General features: G+C 63.0%; 18 protein-coding genes. 6 read left to right on the top strand and 12 right to left on the bottom strand.

The genetic code is table 11. The annotated features are described in order from the left end of the window. Window positions 1-78: 78 nt before the first annotated feature. Both QN315_RS14295 and QN315_RS14290 read left to right on the top strand, forming a co-directional pair. Window positions 79-822, top strand: a complete 744-nt coding sequence (locus tag QN315_RS14295) for an SDR family oxidoreductase (RefSeq protein WP_323989964.1) — start codon at window positions 79-81, stop codon at window positions 820-822. A gap of 67 nt (window positions 823-889) precedes the next feature. Continuing rightward, window positions 890-1066, top strand: a complete 177-nt coding sequence (locus tag QN315_RS14290) for a hypothetical protein (RefSeq protein WP_323989962.1) — start codon at window positions 890-892, stop codon at window positions 1064-1066. Here the strand turns inward: QN315_RS14290 and QN315_RS14285 are convergent, their stop codons facing one another. Continuing rightward, on the bottom strand, window positions 1067-2206 hold the full coding sequence (locus QN315_RS14285; RefSeq protein ID WP_323989960.1) for an alpha/beta hydrolase: 1140 nt from the start codon (window positions 2204-2206) through the stop codon (window positions 1067-1069). A gap of 196 nt (window positions 2207-2402) precedes the next feature. On the opposite strand from QN315_RS14285, the gene QN315_RS14280 reads away from it, so the two are divergent. Together QN315_RS14280 and QN315_RS14275 are read left to right on the top strand one after the other, a co-directional pair. Then, on the top strand, window positions 2403-2984 hold the full coding sequence (locus tag QN315_RS14280; protein ID WP_323989959.1) for a TetR/AcrR family transcriptional regulator: 582 nt from the start codon (window positions 2403-2405) through the stop codon (window positions 2982-2984). 253 nt (window positions 2985-3237) lie between these two features. Further along, window positions 3238-3615 (top strand): hypothetical protein, encoded by a 378-nt coding sequence (locus tag QN315_RS14275; protein ID WP_323989958.1) that lies wholly within the window; start codon window positions 3238-3240, stop codon window positions 3613-3615. A gap of 50 nt (window positions 3616-3665) precedes the next feature. Here QN315_RS14275 and QN315_RS14270 read toward each other — a convergent pair whose 3' ends face one another. Next, window positions 3666-4463 (bottom strand): SDR family oxidoreductase, encoded by a 798-nt coding sequence (locus QN315_RS14270; RefSeq protein WP_323989956.1) that lies wholly within the window; start codon window positions 4461-4463, stop codon window positions 3666-3668. A 113-nt stretch (window positions 4464-4576) separates the two neighbouring features. On the opposite strand from QN315_RS14270, the gene QN315_RS14265 reads away from it, so the two are divergent. After that, window positions 4577-5557: a GlxA family transcriptional regulator gene (locus tag QN315_RS14265; protein WP_323989955.1), complete on the top strand. Its 981-nt coding sequence runs from the start codon at window positions 4577-4579 to the stop codon at window positions 5555-5557. Between the two features lie 102 nt (window positions 5558-5659). Here the strand turns inward: QN315_RS14265 and QN315_RS14260 are convergent, their stop codons facing one another. The 3 genes from QN315_RS14260 to QN315_RS14250 all read right to left on the bottom strand — a co-directional run bounded on the left by QN315_RS14260 (window position 5660) and on the right by QN315_RS14250 (window position 7405). After that, window positions 5660-6307 (bottom strand): glutathione S-transferase, encoded by a 648-nt coding sequence (locus QN315_RS14260; protein ID WP_323989953.1) that lies wholly within the window; start codon window positions 6305-6307, stop codon window positions 5660-5662. A gap of 83 nt (window positions 6308-6390) precedes the next feature. Beyond that, on the bottom strand, window positions 6391-7137 hold the full coding sequence (locus QN315_RS14255; protein ID WP_323989951.1) for an SDR family oxidoreductase: 747 nt from the start codon (window positions 7135-7137) through the stop codon (window positions 6391-6393). Window position 7138: 1 nt separating this feature from the next. Continuing rightward, complete coding sequence (locus tag QN315_RS14250; RefSeq protein WP_323993827.1) at window positions 7139-7405, bottom strand: hypothetical protein; 267 nt, start codon at window positions 7403-7405, stop codon at window positions 7139-7141. Between QN315_RS14250 and QN315_RS14245 the strand changes: the two genes are divergently transcribed. Next, window positions 7319-8218 (top strand): LysR family transcriptional regulator, encoded by a 900-nt coding sequence (locus QN315_RS14245; RefSeq protein ID WP_323989950.1) that lies wholly within the window; start codon window positions 7319-7321, stop codon window positions 8216-8218. The genes QN315_RS14250 and QN315_RS14245 overlap by 87 nt on opposite strands. Window positions 8219-8290: 72 nt before the next feature. Here QN315_RS14245 and QN315_RS14240 read toward each other — a convergent pair whose 3' ends face one another. The 7 genes from QN315_RS14240 to QN315_RS14210 all read right to left on the bottom strand — a co-directional run bounded on the left by QN315_RS14240 (window position 8291) and on the right by QN315_RS14210 (window position 15338). After that, window positions 8291-9334, bottom strand: coding sequence for a PDR/VanB family oxidoreductase (locus QN315_RS14240; RefSeq protein ID WP_323989949.1), 1044 nt, complete (start codon window positions 9332-9334; stop codon window positions 8291-8293). Next, window positions 9229-9768 carry a dimethylamine monooxygenase subunit DmmA family protein gene (locus QN315_RS14235; RefSeq protein WP_323989948.1) on the bottom strand — a complete coding sequence of 180 codons (540 nt, stop codon included), beginning with the start codon at window positions 9766-9768 and terminating at the stop codon, window positions 9229-9231. The genes QN315_RS14240 and QN315_RS14235 overlap by 106 nt, the downstream gene beginning before the upstream one ends. 33 nt (window positions 9769-9801) lie before the next feature. Continuing rightward, on the bottom strand, window positions 9802-10935 hold the full coding sequence (locus tag QN315_RS14230) for an aminomethyltransferase family protein (protein WP_323989946.1): 1134 nt from the start codon (window positions 10933-10935) through the stop codon (window positions 9802-9804). A 64-nt stretch (window positions 10936-10999) separates the two neighbouring features. Further along, window positions 11000-12340 carry a type III glutamate--ammonia ligase gene (glnT, locus tag QN315_RS14225; protein WP_323989944.1) on the bottom strand — a complete coding sequence of 447 codons (1341 nt, stop codon included), beginning with the start codon at window positions 12338-12340 and terminating at the stop codon, window positions 11000-11002. Between the two features lie 7 nt (window positions 12341-12347). Then, the gene (locus QN315_RS14220) at window positions 12348-13718 is read right to left on the bottom strand and encodes an FMN-binding glutamate synthase family protein (RefSeq protein ID WP_323989943.1); all 1371 of its coding nucleotides are present in this window, start codon (window positions 13716-13718) and stop codon (window positions 12348-12350) included. A gap of 7 nt (window positions 13719-13725) precedes the next feature. Further along, the gene (locus QN315_RS14215) at window positions 13726-14388 is read right to left on the bottom strand and encodes a protein glxC (protein WP_323989942.1); all 663 of its coding nucleotides are present in this window, start codon (window positions 14386-14388) and stop codon (window positions 13726-13728) included. 44 nt (window positions 14389-14432) lie between these two features. Further along, entirely contained in the window at window positions 14433-15338 is a 906-nt protein-coding gene (locus QN315_RS14210) for a glutamine amidotransferase (protein WP_408904530.1), read from the bottom strand. Between the last annotated feature and the right edge of the window lie 54 nt (window positions 15339-15392).

Below are 15392 nucleotides of genomic sequence, written 5' to 3'. Positions count from 1 at the left end.
TATAGATTTTCAATAATAGATGATCCAGAGAAGGCGGTCTATCCTCTTGGCGTAGACAACCACTCCCGAGAGTCCTTCATGAAAACCATTCTGATCACCGGGTGCTCTTCCGGCTTCGGGCTTGAAACGGCCGAATATTTCCTCGATCGCGACTGGACGGTTGTCGCGACGATGCGCACACCACGCGAAGACGTGCTGCCCGCTTCAAAGAACGTGCGCGTGCTCGCACTCGATGTGACGGATCCGGACAGCATCCGGCAAGCCGTCGAGGCTGCGGGGCCGCTTGACGCTCTCGTCAACAATGCCGGTTTCGGTGCGGCGGCGCCGTTCGAGGTCACGCCCATGTCGACGATACGCGAGGTCTTCGAAACCAACAGCTTCGGCACGATGGCGGTGACGCAGGCGGTGCTGCCGCAGTTCAGAGGGCGCAAGGCCGGCGTGGTCGTGAACGTCACGTCGAGCGTAACCTTGAGGGCCATCCCGCTGATCGCAGCCTACACGGCGAGCAAGGCGGCGGTGAACGCATTCACCGAGTCGATGGCGCTGGAACTCCAGCCGTTCGGCGTGCGCGCACATCTCGTACTTCCTGGACGCGCTCCCGAAACCCGCTTCGCCGGGAATGGCAGCTCCCGCATGCAGGGCCTCGACCACGAGGCCTATGCCGATCTCGTCAAGGGCTTCATGGCTGGATTCAGCGAACCAGGACCGATCACGCATCCGCGGGATGTCGCCAAAGCCGTATGGCGCGCGGTGACCGATCCCTCAAGTCCCGTGCGGATCCCCGCAGGGGCTGACGCGGTGGCCTGGGCCGGGGCGAGCTGACCAGAAGCCCGCACGTCGTCGCCCCCCAAATCGAACGAGGCCGAGCTTCGGCACGCCGATCAGAGACATGCTCCGCGAGGTGCCCGGCAACGCCGCCGCACGCTCACCGGCGAGCGTCATCGACCTGCCCTTGAAAGCTGACTGCGCCGCGTCGATCGCCTTCTTTGTCCCGGTCGCCCCGGCCCAGGCGATGGTGCCGCGTCCGTTTAATGGGCGGAGCCCGAAGAACGCTTCAGCGAACTGATCATTGATCCGTCCCACCAACCTCGTTGATGAAGGCGAGCAGGAGCGCGCCGAGCCGAGCCGGTTGTTCCTGTTGGATCCAGTGGCCGGCACCGTCAACCAGCGTGATGCCACCCATCCTCGCCGCCGCCCTCGTCCTCATAAGATCGAGCGCGCCCGGCGCCGCATAGGTGCCCCAATCGCTCTTCCCGCCGATGAAGAGCGACGGGACATCGATCGTCTTGCCCGAAAACAGCCGCAACTCAGCGTTCAGGTCAGGGTCGGAAAAGACGCGATAAGCCTGCAGGGCGCCCTGAAACCCGGTGCGGCCATACTCCTCCGTGTACACCCCAAGTTCCGGCTCGGTGAGCCATTTGCAGGCCTGGACCTCGGCGGCGGACGGTTCGAATGGAGCCACCGTCTCAGGCATCGTCTTGCCGAGATGCATCACGTAATAAGTAGGCATCTGTGCAAGGTCTGCGGCGGTTCCTCCCTTCAACGGATAGGGCTTGTTTCCTGGCCAGTCGGCGCTCTTGACGTAGAAAAATGCACGAAGAAATCTGCGTAAACCCTGAGGCGGGTGCCACATGTCATCATTCGCCCGCCGCCCGCTGAGATATTGCTGATAATACGCTCTCGGCGGGTCCAGCGCCGCCAGCGCCGTCGCCAAATTTTGAAACTGATTGCTCGGTTGGACCGACGCTGCCACGCTTTCCGCAGTGTTGAACGGAAACGCCGGCGGACCGGGGAACGGTGCGCTCATCAGCACCACCGAGGGAAAGACGTCAGGTCGAGCCAGCGCACAATAGGCCGCCACGGGCGAGCCGAAATCGTGCCCGACAAGCATCGCCGTCCGTCGAAACCCCAACGCCGAAACCAGTCCGAGGGCGTCACGCGTCATATTCAAGAAGCTGAATGGCCCAAGAGGGGCATCATAGCCGTTCACCCAACCGGTGGTGCGGCCAAAACCCCGCTGGTCGGGTGCCACGACATGGTAGCCGGCATCGGCCAGGATCGGAATCAGATGCCGCCAGCCGTAAGCCAGATCCGGAAAGCCATGCAGAAGCAGTGCGAGCGGCCTGCCCGAGCTTTCGTAACCGGCCTCGAGAATATGGACATCGAGGCCATTCACCCCGTGGATCATGCGCGAGCGGACCCCCATGGGAAGCGTTCCCCCGCCATATGTCGATGTCGTCAAAATCAGTTCCTCCCATGGGTTTGCGTGGCCCAGTCGCAGTGACGCCGCAACCAGGGCGGCCGCCCCCATCGCCAAGACGGCGCCGAACTTTTTATATGGTGATCGCCATACTATGGCGATCACCATAGCGGAGTCAAGCGAAGCATGGTATGTTCACGGCATGGCACGTAAGACTGACGCACGCGCTCGCGCGATCGCCGCGGCGGAACGGCTGTTTCGCATCCAAGGCTACACTGCGACTGGATTGACCCAGATCCTTGAAGAAAGCGGTGCGCCTAAAGGATCGTTCTACTTTCACTTTCCTCGCGGAAAGACTCAGCTCGCAGAGGAAGCGATCGACCATTACATTGCATGTAGAATTGCTGTATTGCGGGACATCTCGGCGAAGACGACAGGCGATGCTCTGAATTTTGTTAATCGGATTTTCAGTACGTTCGCGGCCGAAATGGTCGCCTCCGATTTCCAGTATGGGTGCCTCATGCAAAATCTGGCGAACGAGCTGCCGGCGCTCGATGCCGAGTTGACCAAACGGGTAGCGCGCGGATTTGTCGATTCGACCGAGATAATTGCGGAGCATTTCAGGGGATGCGGCTTCGCTCCCGCGCGCGCATCCTCTAGCGCAGCCGCATTGGTTGCGGCCCTCGAAGGCGCGCGAACGATCGCCCGCCTGGAACGCACGCCGGCTATATTCGAGGCGCTGGCAGATGTTAGTGTCCAGAGGTGGGCTGCCCCCGAGGCGTGATCCGGGTCCAATGTTATCGCCTGGTGGACTCCGGTGGATACACAGGCACTCCCTACGACCGTCACCGCCTGCGCACGGCATCGGCCATCGGCCCCTTCCATGGGCTGCCGGGACAACCGCCCGCTCCCCTGACAGAGGACGCCCACCGCTGGCTGGCTCCGAGACGCATGGAAGGCATGGTCCGGACATCGGCCGGATTTGGTTCTCGGACGTTCAGGTCTCGATGGTTCGGAGGAAGCGAATCAGTTCTTCGTTGAACCGTTCCGCCATCTCCATCGGCACCATGTGTGAAGCGCCTGGAATAACGACCATCTCGGCTCCCGGGTTGTCTCGGCCGACTTATGACCTCTGGGCGTATGATCGCGCCTTCGTACGGTTGCTGGAGCGCGTGCAGGCAGGGTGCAAGGAACTCGCGCACTGGTGGAAGGACCACGCCGTCCAAGCGTCCTCATCGGGAACCAAACGGCTACATCATCCAATCAACGGCCCGATCTGTTACGAATATACGACATTCCAGGCCCACGAGGATTTTGGACTGAAATTGGCGGTTTATCTGCCGGCCACGCAAAACGCGCCGCAGCAGGATGCGCATCAGCCGCTCAGCAGAAACATGCGATTTGCCTTGGGGTGACGGCCGCCGCCCCAAGGGGCGGGGGGCCTTAGCGGGGTGCGTTGCGCACGTCAGGCGACGTGATAGCGCGGGGCGGGCTTCGGGTTGAGGAACTTCGGGGCCAGGTCACGACGATCCTGTTCCCAACGGGTCCAGGCCTCACCTTCGTGAAGGCCCGGGATGGTCACCAACTCGCCCGCGTCCAGGCCGGCCAGGGCGGCGTCGACCAGGTCGGAGGCCTGCATGGTGATTTCGGCGGTCTTCTGGGGCGCGTAGCCGGCGACGTCCCAGAACGCCGTGGCGGTCGCGCCGGGCAGCACCGTCTGGATGCGGACGCCCTTCTCGGCCAGGTCCTTCTGCAGCGAATGACCGAAGCTGAGCACGTACGATTTCGAGGCGCTGTAGACCCCGTTCAGGGCCTCCACCGCAACGCCCACCACCGACGAGATGTTGATGATGGTGCCGGCGCCGCGGGCCACGAAGGCCGGGGCGCCGGCGTAGGTCAGACGAGTCAGGGCGGTGATGTTCAGGTCGATCATCGCCTCCATCTTGTCGATGTCGGCCTGCAGGATCGAGGCGACCGAGCCGACGCCGGCATTGTTGACCAGCATGGTGATCTTGGGATCGTCGCGGAGCAACGCCTCGACCTTCGCCAGATCGGCGTGATTGTTCAGGTCGGCGACCAGCGGGGTGACCTTCACTCCGGTCTCGGCCTGCAGGCGCCCGGCGGCCGCCTGAAGCCGCTGCTCATTGCGGGCGACCAGGATCAGGTCATAGCCGCGCTTGGCGAGGCGATCGGCGTACATCGCGCCGATGCCGGTCGACGCGCCGGTGACCACGGCGACGCCTTTGGTGGATGGACTGCTCATCGTGTTTCTCCGTCTCGACGGCTCGTGATTGAGCCCGTGGACAGACACTAAGCTTGCAGCCAAAAGTCTCAAATGTCATATAAGCGGACATTTAGGACATAGGGCGGGACGCCATGCGTGACATCGCTTTCCTCGTTTACCCCGGCTATTCGCTGATGGCGCTGGCCATGGTGGCGGGCTTCGAAGTGGCCAATTCTATGGTCGATCCCGAGCCCTACGCGTTCCACTACGTGTCCGAAGAGGGCGGCCCGATCAAAACCTCGACTGGCCTGAAGCTGGAAACAGAGCAGTTCACGGAAAAGCCGTTCGACACGCTTGTCGTCGGCGGTGCCGCCGTGATTGCACCCTCAACCCCTGGCGTCATCGAATTCATGCGGGACGCGCCCAAGCGTCATCGGCGGGTTGCAGCGGTCTGCACCGGCGCCTTCGTCCTGGCCGAGGCGGGACTCCTGGATGGACGGCGCGCCACCACCCACTGGATTCATGCGCGCGCTCTACAGCGGACTTATCCGAAGGCGAAGATGGAAGAGGATCGCATCTTCATCAACGACGGGCCGATCTGGACGTCGGCGGGCATGACGGCCGGTGTCGACCTCGGCCTGGCGCTCATCGAGAACGATCTCGGACCCGAGATTGCCAAGGCCGTGGCGCGAAAACTGGTCATCTACCATCGTCGCGGCGGCGGGCAGTCGCAGTTCTCCACCTTGCTCGAGCTCTCGCCGAAATCGGACCGCATCCAGGCGGCCCTCGCCTACGCACGCGATAACCTTCATAAGCCCTTGACCGTCCCCGACCTTGCCGAAGCGGCCAACCTCAGCCCGCGTCAGTTCAGCCGCGCCTTCCACGCCGAAACGGGCCAGTCTCCGGCCAAGGCGATCGAGAATCTTCGGGTCGAGGGCGCGCGCAATCTCATGGAGCAAAGCCGCCATCCGATCGACATGGTGGCCCGGCAAACCGGCTTTAGCGACCGCGACCACATGAGGAGAGCATTTCTTCGCGCTTTTGGGCAGCCGCCACAGGTTCTCCGCCGTAATGCCCGGCTGGGGTCAATCGACATCAACGACGAAGCTGACGAGCCCATCGGCGCGGTGTAACGAACAGGTCTTCGCCCCGTTCGGATATTCCGTTCCGATATGCCGCCGAAAACCATGAATGACCGTTAAGCCGCCGCCCTGGTCGGGGACGGCGGCAATCGTTCAGGCCGCGAAGCTGGGGCGCCCGGCGATCTTGTCGTACCACCGGCGCGTCGCGCTATTCCCGTCCGGGATCGGGAGGGCCAACGCCTTGGCCGCGAAATCGATCGCGACGACGGCAGTGATGTCGGCCGCGCTGAACCGGTCGCCCGCGACGAACGGCGCCTCGCCGAGCCTGGTTTCCAGATCGGCATGGAAATCCGCGATCCGCTGATAGCCGCGCTCCACGATCCCCGGGATCTGCTCGTAGCCGTGCGTGCCGGCGATCGCGCGCCCCTTGAGCCCCGGAACCTTGTTGCGAATGGTCTCCATCACCGCCGCAAAGCCCTCAAGCTCCATCCGGCGTTCCCACATCGTCACCAGCGCCTTGTCCGCGGGCGATGTGCCGAGCAACGGCGTGCCGGGATAGGCCTCTTCAAGATAACGCAGGATCGCCGGCACTTCGCCGATCGCCGTCCCGTCTTCGAGAACGAGCGTCGGGACGACCTGGCGCGGATTGATTTTGACGTAGGCTTCGGAGAACTGCTCCTTCGCGCCGAGATCGACGGGGACGCGCGAGACGCAAATTCCCTTCTCCGCGATAAAGATGCGAACGCGGCGCGAATTGGGCGAGCCGCTCGACTCATAGAGTTTCAGATGATCGTTTGACATGACAGCACCATTTTTTTTGGGTGAGAACGGGGATGTCGGGCATGCCAGCGGGGGCCGGGTTTCGAGCCCGGCCCCCCTTGGGTTCAGCCGGCCGACTTGCCGCCGTCGACGGTCAGGATGTGGCCGGTGACGAAGCTGGCGTCGTCCGAAGCGATGTAGAGGATCGCGCGCGCGATCTCGTCGGGCTGGCCGATCCGCTTCTGGGCGTTGAGGGTCGCCAGATAGGATTTGACCTCCTCGCCGCCGGTGAAGCGGTCGAGCATGCCGGTCTGGATCGGTCCCGGCGCCACGGCGTTGACCCGGATACCAAGGCTGCCGACCTCTAGCGCGACCGACTTGGTCAGGCCCTCGACCGCATGCTTGCTCGCGGCATAGATCGACGCGCCAGCGCCACCCTCGTGCCCGAAGGTCGAGGAGATGTTGACGATGCTGCCGCTGCCCTGAGCCTGCATGACGCGCAGTTCATGCTTCATGCTGAGGATCGTGCCGAGGACGTTGGTGTCGAAAGTCGCGGCATAGCTCTCGGGGGTCTGGTCGACAGCCGGGCCGGGCGTGCCTTCGGTGCCGGCGGAATTGACGGCGATATCGAGCCGGCCGAAGCGCCTGACGGCCTCATCGACGAGGGCACGAACGTCGTCCTCATGGCGCACATCGGCGCGGACGAATTCGGCTTCCGCGCCGACGGCGCGCAGTTCCGCGACGAGAGCGGCCCCCGCATCGTCGTGGCGGCCGGAGGCGACGATCTTCGCCCCTTTCCCGGCGAAGGCGAAAGCTGTGGCGCGGGCGATGCCGGTGAGTGCGCCGGTGATCAGAACGACGGGCGTAGTCATGTTATTCTCCATTCGAAATAATGTCCCAGTTGGCCATGCCATGCCTTGATTGTCTGGCTCGGCCATCGTGGATTTCGGGCTTGCGTAAACTCGGCTGGACAATCCGACCGGTGAGAGAGGAATAGGCTTCGAAAGCTTCGGGGAAAAAGACTTTGTTTCTTGGCATCCATGCTTGTAAGGTATGGATATGGATCTTCGTCATCTCCGGTATTTCATCGCCGTCGCCGAGGAAGGCAGCCTGACCGTCGCGGCGGAGAAGCGGCTGCATACCGCGCAGCCATCCCTCAGCCGGCAGATGCGCGATCTCGAGGCCGAGCTTGGGTGCGCGCTTCTGATCCGCGGTGCAAAGGGCATTGAACTGACCGCCGCGGGTCGCGTGTTTCTCGACCACGCGCGCGCCGTACTCGTCCAGGTCGAAGCGACGGTCGAGGCCACGCGCCGCGCCGCAGTGCCCGCCAAGCCCTCTTTCGTCCTCGGCTTCCTGACCGGCTATGAATTCGACTGGCTGCCGGCGGTCATGCGCATCATGCGTGACGAACTGCCGAATACCGAGGTCGTACTTCTCAGCCTCTCATCGCCTGACCTGGCCGAGGGATTGATGCGCGGCAAGATCGACCTCGCCTTTCTCCGGCACGAACGCAACGCGCCGGGAATCGTCTTCACGCGATTGATCGATGAGCCGCTGATCGTGCTGATGCCGGTGGATCATCCGCTCACGGCACGCAGTGCCGTCACCAGCGAGGACATCATCGGGGAAGAACGCGTCGGCGTTCCCCACGACAAATCCCCGGCGCTCAGGGCGGTGACCGACGCCTACGGCGCGAAACTGGGCATCGATCTCACGCCCGACCACGATGTCGACAACCTCGCGATGGCGATGTCGCTGGTCACCTCGACCCGCGGCATCGCCCTGATGCCGCTCTATGCGCGCAACCTGCTGCCCCCGACTGTCGTCAGCAGGCCACTCGCCGGCGTGCCGCCGACGATCGACCTGTCGCTGGGCTACAACGAAGCCAATACATCACCCCTTCTCAAGACCATCGTATCGAAGATCGGTGATCTCAAATTCGCCAATCCTTGAGCGTCGGCTTCGGCCGCCAAGGAGGCACGCCTCGGCGCGGCGTGCTGGCGTGATTTGTGGAGTTCGCCTGTGTCACAGATCAAGCGTCAACGTCGCCCCCATCGTGCGGGAAACGCAGGTCAGGATTTCGGTCCCAGCCATGCGCTCCGCCTTGGTCAGGACGTGGTCACGATGGTCTGGCCGGCCATCCAAAACCCTTACGCGGCACATGCCGCACGCACCGCCGCGGCACAGGCTGGGTACATCCACGCCGGCCGCCTCCAGCGCCTCCAGCAGCGTCTGGTCCGCCCCGACCGCGATGCGCCGACCGTCGCGCGCCAGCGTGACGGTAAAGGCCGCACCGCCTGCGGCTGCGGAAAAGCGTTCAAGATGGATCTTCATGTCTGGAAAGCCGACCTGGCGGGCACATGTGGCCACATGATCCATGAAACCGTCCGGTCCGCATGCATAAAGCCGGGTCCCGACCGGCTGCGCGGCCAGCAGCGCCGGCAGATCCAGCGCCCTTCGTCCGGCATGAATCCGCACGTCACCCTTCAACCCATCCGGCAGCAAGTTCGCGAACGCCGCGCGCTCATCGGGACGGCAGACATGCAACAACATATAGTCTGCCCCGATCCGCTCGAATGCCTCTATATAGGCAAGAAATGGCGTGATCCCGATTCCACCCGAAACCATCAGATGTCGGCGCGCAGTGCGGACGATCGGAAAAAGATTACCGATCGACGCCACGTCCACCCTCATGCCGACCATGGCGCGGTCATGCAGGAACGCCGATCCGCCTCGGGCCGATTCCTCCCGCCGGATGATCACGGTCAGACTGCTGCCATCCTCGGCCGCATTGACGATCGAATATGGATTTTTCCACCGCCGTGTCTCGTCCCCAAAGGCCAGCACCGCATGGCTACCCGCCGAAACCGGCGGAAATGGGCGATCAGAGGCCGCCAGAACAAAACGGCGCAGCGTCGGGGCAAGGACATCGATCGCCGCGACCCTGGCCGCAATATTGCCGCTCATATGCCGTCTGCCCGTGCCTCGGCAAACGGCCCCCGCCAGACCCCCAGATAAGCCGCAAGACGACGGGAAAAATGAGGACGCACCTCCAGCTCCGCCCCGCATCCGGCACAAACCAGATTGTCGCCTGCCACCGACGGCGCAACGGTGTCGCAATGCACGCAGATCACCGGCCGCCCCGCGCCGGCCGGCGACGCCAAGGCCATCTCCTCGTCGCACAATCCGGCCGCGGCGCCCTGTCGTGCGACAGCGCTCAGAAACGCTTCGCCGCCCGCACCATACAGACGCAGGCCGATATGCGCGGCATGCAGTTCACAGACCAAACTCTCCAGCAATTGCGCGGCCGAACGGAAATGGACCTCTGCCGCCTCGTGACTCGGCACCGCGCGCGAATCATGTACGACGCTCCAGATCTCCACCGCCGCCGGCCTCGGCCCGTCCGGCAGCGGCAAGTCTGACCGGTCACGTACCATCAGATGACGCCGCCCACGGGAATCCCACATCAGCGACCGAAAGGGAAAGAGACTGGCGGAAGGCACATCACTCTCCTGTTGGATTGCACGTGGCAGCGATCAACCCTTCACCGTGCGCTTGTACTTCTGCGGATCGTCGAACGGCAGGGAATGGGTAACACCGCCGATCTCGACCGCGCGCGATTGAACGGCGACGGCATGCCCGTCGATCGCGAATTCCGGCGACACGCGCGCGATCGCCATCGTCCGGCCGGCCAGCGACGAATACATCGCGCAGGTCACCACGCCGACCGTCCGACCACCCGCCACCACCGCGGCCCCGGCATCGGGCGCCTGCTGTCCCTCCAGCAGCAAACCCCAGATTCTGAACCGTTCGCGGCCCTTGGCATGGAAGTGCGCCGGCGCCCCGCGAAACTGCGTCTTGCGCGGACTGACGGTGAAATCCAGCCCCAGCTCCCATAGCGTATCCCCCGGCATATCATCGCCCAACGGATAGATTTCCGAATTATCATAGGGATAAAACAGAAGGTAGCTCTCGACCCTCAGGTAATCCAACGCCGTGAAACTGGTCGGCACGATGCCCATCTCGCGCCCTTCCTCGACGATGCGGTCCCAGATCATGGCGGCGTCGGTCGCCTTGCAAAAGATCTCATAGCCCCGTTCGCCGGTATAGCCTGTGCGCGAAATCGTCACTGCTGCGCCGAACAGCGTCGTCTGCATATGATGGAAGTAATTCAATTGGCGAATGCCCGGCACGTGGCGTTCCAGGTAGACCACTGCCAGTGGTCCCTGCAGCGACAGATCATGCAGGTCATCGTCGAACAGAAGCGCGGCGTTGCGCCCGACCACCGCCTGGGCCAGCATTTCATGCAGCGTTCCCGCCCCATGCACGACCATCCATGCATTGGGCCCGGTGCGGTAGAGCACGCAATCGTCGATGAAGCGACCCGCATCGTTCAGCACCGTAGCATAGGCAGAACGGCCCGGCGTAATCTTCGCCACATTACGCGTGGTGGCGTAATCCAGGATCGCCGACGCGTGTGGCCCCACCAGATGCAATTTTTTCAGCCCCGACACATCCATCAGCCCGGCGCGCGTGCGGATCGCGACATAATCGTCCTGCACGTCGCCGCGATATGTCCACGGCGTTCCCATGCCGTTCCAGTCTTCGAGCACCGATCCCAGAGCCCTGTGCCGCTCGGACACGGCGCTGATACGCCAGCTTTCAGCCATCTATCCTCTCCCGTTTCTTGGGCCGGCACATCACCCCGCGCGCCTGTTCCGTTCAGCAATCCAATCAGCAATCCAACGTCGTCGCGCGTTCCCAGTCGGACAGATGCGCGCAATAATCCGCCCATTCCGCCTCTTTCTGCCACAGGTACGAGTCCGCCAAATCCTTTCCCAATTCTCTGTGAAGAACGGTAGAATTCCGGAATTCCCTGATTGCGTCCACCAGGTTCAAGGGCAATTTTTTCAACGCGCGAACACTATGCCCGTCGGTGTACATATTGATCGCCAGCGGCGCGCCGGGGTCTCGCTGGCTGCGAACGCCCTCCAACCCCGCGGCAGCCAGCCCCGCCTGCAACAGATAGGGATTTGCCGCCCCGTCGGGCAGGCGCATCTCGAATCGCCCTCCCCCCGGCACACGAATCATGTGAGTACGGTTGTCACCGGCATAGGTGACGGCGTTGGGCGCCCAGGTCGCGCCCGAGACCGTGCGCGGAGCATTGATGCGCTTGTAGGAATTCACCGTCGGATTGAATAACAGGCACAGGGCCGGCGCATGTTCGATCAGGCCACCGACGAAATGATAGCCCTCCCTGGACAGCCCAAGTCCGTACGCATCATCATCTCGGCCACGGCATATATTTTCCGCACCCTTCCAGAGCGAGATATGCGCGTGGCATCCGGTTCCAGTCAGATGGGGAAACGGCTTGGGCATGAAGGTCGCACGCAGGCCGTGTTTTTCCGCCACCGAGCGGACCAGGAACTTGAAGAACGTGTGACGGTCGGCTGTCACCAGCGCCTCGTCATATAGCCAGTTGATTTCATACTGACCGTTCGCATCCTCATGGTCGTTCTGGTAAGGTTGCCAGCCCATGCCCTCGATCGCATCGCAGATCTCGGTGATGACATCATAGCGTCGCATCAACGCCTGGGAATCGTAACATGGCCGCCGGGCATCGTCATGCGGGTCCGAGACCTGGGATCCATCTGGTGAAATCAGGAAAAATTCGCATTCCACCCCGGTCATCACCGTCAACCCATCGGCCGCGGCGCGGCCGAGTACCCGCTTCAACGTATTGCGTGGCCCCTGCTCAATCGGCTGGCCAGCCATCCACAGGTCACTGGCCAACCAGGCGACATCCGGCTTCCACGGCAGCACCGTCAGGCTGGCCGGATCGGGCATAGCCACCAGGTCGGGATCGGCGGGCGACAGGTTCAGGTTGGTGGCGAATCCCGCAAATCCAGCGCCGTTGCGCTGAATAGTGTCGATGGCGGAAATCGGTACCAGCTTGGATCGCGACACCCCGGCCAGGTCTGTAAAGGAGATGAGGAAATACCGGACATCGCGGATCTTTCCCTCGTCGAACAAGGACGCGCCGGATGACGGCCTGGACAGCGCATTGGACTTCATGACCGCCCTATCCCGCTGATTGCGGCGTCTTGCCGGGGAACCAGTCGGTACCGGCCAGCGGCACACGCGTCATCGCCGCCGCCTCCATCGTCAGCGCCACCATGTCCTCGGGTTCCAGGTTGTGCAAATGACTCTTGCCGCAGGCTCGGGCGATCGCCTGCGCCTCCATCGTCATCACCGACAGGTAATTGGCCACACGCCGTCCGCCCAGGACCGGGTCCAGCCGCGCCGCCAGCATCGGGTCCTGGGTCGTGATCCCGGCAGGATCGCGCCCCTCCTGCCAATCATCATAGGCACCCGGCACGGTTCCCAGCTTGGCATATTCTTCGGCTAGTTCAGGAGCGTTGTCGCCCAGTGCGATCAGCGCCGCCGTACCGATCGACACTGCATCGGCACCCAGCGCAAGCGCCTTCGCCATGTCGGCTCCGGAACGAATACCTCCCGACACGATCAGTTGGACCTGCCGATGCATTCCCAGATCCTGCAATGCCTGCACCGCCGGACGGATCGCCGACAGGATCGGCAGCCCCACGTGCTCGATGAACACGTCCTGCGTCGCGGCGGTCCCGCCCTGCATGCCGTCCAGAACGACGACATCGGCCCCGGCCTTCACCGCCAATGAAACGTCGTAATAAGGCCGGCTGGCCCCGACTTTGACATAGATCGGCTTTTCCCAGTTGGTGATCTCGCGCAGTTCGAAGATCTTGATTTCCAGATCGTCCGGCCCCGTCCAGTCCGGATGCCGGCAGGCCGAACGCTGATCGATCCCTTCAGGCAGATCCCGCATCTTCGCCACGCGTGGCGAAATCTTCTGCCCCAGCAGCATGCCGCCGCCGCCCGGCTTCGCGCCCTGCCCCACCACGATTTCTATCGCGTCGGCACGGCGCAAATCGTCAGGATTCATGCCGTAGCGCGAAGGAAGATACTGATAGACCAGCGTCCGAGAATGTCCGCGCTCCTCCGGCGTCATACCGCCATCGCCGGTGGTGGTCGACGTGCCGACCGCGCTGGCGCCACGCCCGAGCGCCTCCTTTGCCTGGGCTGATAATGCACCGAAAGACATGCCGGCAATCGTCACCGGCGTCTTCAGCGTGATCGGCTTCTTGGCAAAGCGCGTGCCCAGCGTCACCGACGTGTCGCAGCGTTCGCGATAGCCTTCCAGCGGATAACGTGAAATCGACGCGCCAAGGAACAGAAGATCGTCGAAGTGCGGCAGTTTGCGCTTGGTCCCGGCGCCACGGATATCATAGATACCTGTCGCCGCGGCACGCTGGATTTCCGAAATCGCATAAGGATCGAAGGTTGCCGAAAAACGTGGAACAGTACGCGGTATTTCCTGTTCAGTGCTCTGAGCGGCTCCAGAATCGTGTGTCGTCATGGTCCCCTCAGTAGACATTCGCGTGATCGACATGGAAGTGATACAAACGCCGGGCCGAACCATAGAGCGTGAAGTCTTCGGCCGACATGTCCGCAATCCCCGCCGCTGTCAGCAACCCTTCCAAGCGCACGCGGTCCTCATGGGTCATGTCCTTACGCTCGCAATCCGCGCCCAGATTCGTGACCGTGCCGCGCACGAACAACCTGGCCTCGTACAGGCTGTCGCCGAATGCCTCACCTGCGTCGCCGCAAACGACCAGCGCGCCGGATTGCGCCATGAAAGCACTCATATGCCCGACATTGCCTCGCACCACGATATCGACGCCCTTCATCGAAATCCCGCAGCGTGCGCCGGCATCGCCGTCGATCAGCAGGAATCCGCCACGTGCCGTCGCTCCGGCCGCCATCGAGGCGTTACCTTTGACATGCACCCGTCCGCTCATCATGTTTTCGGCGACGCCGGGTCCGGCATTGCCTTCGACGATCACCGTCGCGGCCTTGTTCATGCCCGCAGCGTAATAGCCGACATTGCCTTCGATGGTGACATGCACGGGCGCATCCAGCCCAACCGCAATCGCATGCTGACCACGCGGATTTTTCAGCCGGTACGGATGCTGACTGCCCCGGCGGCCGGCCTGCAGCAATGCGTTGACCTCGCGCAGCGGCTGCACTGCAAGATCGATTACCGTGGTATCCTCACGGGTAGATGCGGAAATCATGCGGCATGTTCCCAGTAATAGACCGTTTGCGGGGCCGGTTCGAAGACCCGTCCGTGTTCGACGCCGGGCAGATCGACCAGCGCGCGATATTCGGACCCGAAAGCCACGTAATCGTCGGTTTCGACCATCACCGCCGGCTTGCAGGCGATCGGATCACGCAGGACCGCAAAACCCGTCCTGGTACCCACAACGAAAGTATAGAACCCGTCCAGATCGCCCAGCGCCGCGTCCAAAGCCTCGTCCAGCCGCGCGCCCTGGCTCATGCGCCATGACAGGTAGCCGGCGGCGACCTCGGAATCGTTCTCGGTGGAAAAGCGGATACCCTCGCTCCGAAGCTTGCGGCGCAGAGCATTGTGGTTCGACAGTGAACCGTTATGGACCAGACACTGGTCCGGCCCGGTCGAGAAAGGATGGGCGCCGGCGATGGTCACGGCCGATTCAGTCGCCATACGGGTATGGCCGATGGCATGAGTGCCGGCCATTCCGGCCAGGCCGAAGCGCGTCGTCACGTCACGCGGCAGGCCCACGCCCTTGTAGAGTTCCATCGCCTCGCCATCCGCCACGACCACCGCGCCGAGCGCCAGAGCGGACATCACGTTGCCGACGGCGCCAGTTGCTTCGGCCGGATAGCGAATCACGACATGGTCATCCCGCCGGACGATGTCGACCACATCCCCGACCTTCACGGCCAGAGCCTCGTCCAACCGCATGACCAGATCCGCGTCATCAGCCTCGATGCGCAGCGTCAGCTTCCGCTTACCCGGTCGTTCCGCGTTATAGATCGCGAAACCTGCACTGTCCGGCCCGCGCTCGGTCATCACATCCAACATCCGCGCCGTCAGTGTGCCCAGCTCCGGTCGCAGTTCGGGTTTTTTCAAAAACAGGCCGACAATGCCGCACATCGCCGCGTCTCCATCGAACCGGGTGTATCTGCGATGACCTTAGGCGTCGTGCGG

This window comes from Nguyenibacter sp. L1, from assembly GCF_035199985.1.
GTDB lineage: Bacteria > Pseudomonadota > Alphaproteobacteria > Acetobacterales > Acetobacteraceae > Gluconacetobacter > Gluconacetobacter vanlangensis.
This window is presented reverse-complemented; position numbering and strand designations above follow the sequence as displayed.

Bases quoted from the DNA above. Each gene is read 5' to 3' on its own strand.
- QN315_RS14255 (WP_323989951.1), bottom strand. From the start codon at position 7,137: ATGACTACGCCCGTCGTTCTGATCACCGGCGCACTCACCGGCATCGCC.
- QN315_RS14260 (WP_323989953.1), bottom strand. From the start codon at position 6,307: ATGTCAAACGATCATCTGAAACTCTATGAGTCGAGCGGCTCGCCCAAT.
- QN315_RS14230 (WP_323989946.1), bottom strand. From the start codon at position 10,935: ATGGCTGAAAGCTGGCGTATCAGCGCCGTGTCCGAGCGGCACAGGGCT.
- QN315_RS14295 (WP_323989964.1), top strand. From the start codon at position 79: ATGAAAACCATTCTGATCACCGGGTGCTCTTCCGGCTTCGGGCTTGAA.
- QN315_RS14210 (WP_408904530.1), bottom strand. From the start codon at position 15,338: ATGTGCGGCATTGTCGGCCTGTTTTTGAAAAAACCCGAACTGCGACCG.
- QN315_RS14250 (WP_323993827.1), bottom strand. From the start codon at position 7,405: ATGCAGCCGCTTCTCCGCCGCGACGGTCAGGCTGCCTTCCTCGGCGAC.
- QN315_RS14220 (WP_323989943.1), bottom strand. From the start codon at position 13,718: ATGACGACACACGATTCTGGAGCCGCTCAGAGCACTGAACAGGAAATA.
- QN315_RS14280 (WP_323989959.1), top strand. From the start codon at position 2,403: ATGGCACGTAAGACTGACGCACGCGCTCGCGCGATCGCCGCGGCGGAA.
- glnT (WP_323989944.1), bottom strand. From the start codon at position 12,340: ATGAAGTCCAATGCGCTGTCCAGGCCGTCATCCGGCGCGTCCTTGTTC.
- QN315_RS14240 (WP_323989949.1), bottom strand. From the start codon at position 9,334: ATGCGGGGCGGAGCTGGAGGTGCGTCCTCATTTTTCCCGTCGTCTTGC.
- QN315_RS14285 (WP_323989960.1), bottom strand. From the start codon at position 2,206: ATGGGGGTCCGCTCGCGCATGATCCACGGGGTGAATGGCCTCGATGTC.
- QN315_RS14270 (WP_323989956.1), bottom strand. From the start codon at position 4,463: ATGAGCAGTCCATCCACCAAAGGCGTCGCCGTGGTCACCGGCGCGTCG.
- QN315_RS14245 (WP_323989950.1), top strand. From the start codon at position 7,319: ATGGATATGGATCTTCGTCATCTCCGGTATTTCATCGCCGTCGCCGAG.
- QN315_RS14265 (WP_323989955.1), top strand. From the start codon at position 4,577: ATGCGTGACATCGCTTTCCTCGTTTACCCCGGCTATTCGCTGATGGCG.
- QN315_RS14290 (WP_323989962.1), top strand. From the start codon at position 890: ATGCTCCGCGAGGTGCCCGGCAACGCCGCCGCACGCTCACCGGCGAGC.